Origin of the sequence: Dehalobacter sp., from assembly GCA_023667845.1 — a bacterium.
In the GTDB taxonomy this organism is placed as follows: domain Bacteria; phylum Bacillota; class Desulfitobacteriia; order Desulfitobacteriales; family Syntrophobotulaceae; genus Dehalobacter.
The window spans coordinates 1-2,567 of record JAMPIU010000176.1 but is presented as its reverse complement, the minus strand read 5'-3'; the positions used below and the strand labels follow the sequence as shown (position 1 = coordinate 2,567).

The following is a 2,567-nucleotide window of genomic DNA, read 5'->3' as shown; positions in this document are numbered from 1 at the left end:
ACAGCGGTCCTGTTCGGTGTAAAGCCAAACTCACCCAGCCGGTAGATGATAGCGGACAAGGCAATCAGATTCACAATCAGCGTGATAAGGGACAGGACAAAAAGGGTCCACTCATTGAAACGCTGCTTTTTGTGGACCGATGTCCCGGTCACCGAGAAGACAATGATCGCCATCACCCCCAACAGCATCAGGTTAAACATGATCAGGAAATCCCTGTCGCTATAGGGATCTTTTCCGGTCACGATGATGCTTATCAGATAAACCACCAGCGTAATCAACACCAGAGGGCTGAAAATGCCTGCCATGATCGGGGCAATCCTGTTGGTTACTACCGGGAAGTTCCGGATAATATATGTCGCAACGATGGGTGCCGAGACCACGCCAACAATCGCGATATTCTCCATATAGAAATTCTCAATATGCAGGTCGATGGCAGAAAACAGACCGATCGTTACCGCGGTAAGAATCCCTCCCACAATCAGGATGAGGGCGGTCAGTATGGCCAGGTCACCGTTGTACCTGATGTAGCCGATCCGCTTCAGATGATCCTTTGTATCAAAATCGATGAAAACCAGGCCGTAAAGACACCAGAACAACAAGGGCAGATGGATGCTGGCCAGGACAAACGAATCGCTTTCCTCTCCTGCCGGCAACAGGTTGATATAAAGAGCGGAAAGGGTGAATACCAGCAGCGACAGGATCCAATGCCGAGGGTTGATCCTGTTTTTTGTGAGAAAGATGTAAGCCGACAATCCCATGAAAATAATGATTCCCCCATTCTTCATGTAGTAATCATACTCGTCCGGATCAAAACCAGCCAGTTGAGGGATCTTAATCAAAAGGCCGGCCAGCACACAGGAAATAATCAGAAAAAGGAGATCACTCTTCAGGACTTTCCGCCCGGGGTCAGTCTGATGATCGAATTCCAGCCTGGCTTTCCAGTAGTCGGCCATCGCAGTACCGGCAATGTCGGGATAAATGGCAAAGAACGATTGCTCAAAACGCTTTTTATCGGACCGGTAGAGTTTTTCAAGTTCACCGGGGTAGTCCAGACTCTCTCTAATAGCTGTTTCCATACAGTATAAATAATAATGTTTGATACATTGGCTGACGGAACTGTGCTTAACAGAACCGTGGGCCGTTATTTTATTTATTGAAGAAGCTTCTCTATCGCACCGATATGTTTCCTGAATGCCTTCTTCCCTTTTGTTGTTGCAGCGTAGCTTGTGTTGGGTTTACGCTCCAGAAATGATTTGCTGAAAGAGACATATTCGCTTTTCTCCAGTGATTTGAGATGACTCGCCAGATTACCGTCGGTGACACCCAGCAGATCCTTCAGTGTATTAAAGTCCAGCTGATCATTCACCATCAGTGCCGACATGATACCCAGGCGGATTCTGTTCTCGAATGCCTTGTCCAGATCTTTCAGAAACTCTTTCACCACTTATCCTTTCCGTTGAATCATCAATCCGTAAATCATCTGCACCACACCGAAACCCAGCATCCACAGGTAAAGGCTCTGGCCGATAAAAAGGAACGCAACAAGGCCCAGCACAATCTCCGTGATGCCCAGATACCGGATATGACTGAACGTGTAATGGCTGCCATTGACCAGTGCCAGGCCATAAAAGATCAGTGTCAACGCGGGGACAAAGCCCACGTAACCTTTGAACAAAAGGAACAGACAGAGAATCCCGCCGGTGGTCAACGGAATCAGTAAATTGATCAGCAGTCGTCGCGCCTGATCATCCCATACTCGCTGATTCTCCTTTCTACTCTTTCTGCCGGTGAACCAGACGGCACTGACAACCGATAACAACAGCGTACCCAACGCAATCAGCAACAGCGTACCCAAACTTTCCGTGTTGATCGGCACTACTTCATCCACCAGATAATCGTGATGCCTGAAAACCAGCTGATAGGCCAGCAATGCTCCCGCCAGGGCGATGACTCCTGTAGATACACCGGAAAGGCCACTCAAGGAGATGAATCGGGCACTGCGGCTCATGATTTTTCGAATCTCACTCAGGTCGTCTAAATATTTTTCTTTTTCCATCTGAAAGTACTTTGAGTTGCAAAGTAATAAATAAAAAAAATAGCCTGCAAGTTTCTACGTAAAAAAATAACCATTATTTTACAGAATCCGTGGATTCCTGATTTAGGCTGATCTGAGGCTCAGCAGTACAATCAGAATCAATCACCACTGTTTCAATACCAAAGCTAATTTGCCTGATGTAAATCAACGAATTCTATCCCTGCATTGTTCATGAAAAATGACACACTCATTAAAGAATAATCAGCAACCAGCCTTGAGTCAATTTGTTGAATCTCTTTTCTTTAAAAATAATCAGAATCCATTTCCAGTTCGTGAATTCCGGGTGCTTTGCACGATCCGGTACAGGAAAATATATTATTTAACTTTAAATCAGGTCGTTATTTACACCTTAATCCGTTATTTATCCGAAAAAAAACAGTATCATTGTATCCATATTCCTCAAGCGTAATCATTTATTCAAGATGTATGGCAAAAATCAATGTTTCTGTAATCAAGCTGCGGTTCAGGGGAA

At 45.3% G+C, this 2,567-nt stretch carries 3 protein-coding genes; all 3 read right to left on the bottom strand.

From position 1 onward, the window contains the following. On the bottom strand, window positions 1–1,076 hold a 1,076-nt coding region (locus NC238_14755), incomplete at its 3' end, for a DUF4153 domain-containing protein (GenBank protein ID MCM1567167.1). A 74-nt stretch (window positions 1,077–1,150) separates the two neighbouring features. Next, window positions 1,151–1,444, bottom strand: a complete 294-nt coding sequence (locus NC238_14750; protein ID MCM1567166.1) for a transcriptional regulator — start codon at window positions 1,442–1,444, stop codon at window positions 1,151–1,153. Continuing rightward, window positions 1,445–2,056, bottom strand: a complete 612-nt coding sequence (locus NC238_14745) for a hypothetical protein (protein ID MCM1567165.1) — start codon at window positions 2,054–2,056, stop codon at window positions 1,445–1,447. Between the last annotated feature and the right edge of the window lie 511 nt (window positions 2,057–2,567).